This window comes from Vibrio scophthalmi LMG 19158 (assembly GCF_000222585.1).
GTDB classification, from domain to species: domain Bacteria; phylum Pseudomonadota; class Gammaproteobacteria; order Enterobacterales; family Vibrionaceae; genus Vibrio; species Vibrio scophthalmi.
Genome location: NZ_AFWE01000160.1, coordinates 1 through 220, shown reverse-complemented (window position 1 = coordinate 220; position 220 = coordinate 1). Strand labels below are relative to the sequence as shown.

Annotated in this window: 1 tRNA gene; it reads left to right on the top strand. The window is 45.9% G+C overall.

The window, feature by feature from the left end:
* Positions 1 to 60 precede the first annotated feature (60 nt).
* Positions 61 to 137, top strand: a tRNA-Asp gene (locus tag RH88_RS12560).
* Positions 138 to 220 lie beyond the last annotated feature (83 nt).

The following is a 220-nucleotide window of genomic DNA, read 5'->3' as shown; positions in this document are numbered from 1 at the left end:
GTTTTTAGATAGAGCATCTAGAAACAAAATGGACGCTTACTACGGTAAGTTTGCCACTGCGGAGTGGTAGTTCAGTTGGTTAGAATACCGGCCTGTCACGCCGGGGGTCGCGGGTTCGAGTCCCGTCCACTCCGCCACTTATTTGAAGAAGCCCTGCTAGTAATAGCAGGGCTTTTTTACGTCTATAGCAAAAAATAACTATAATTCAGCGAATTATACC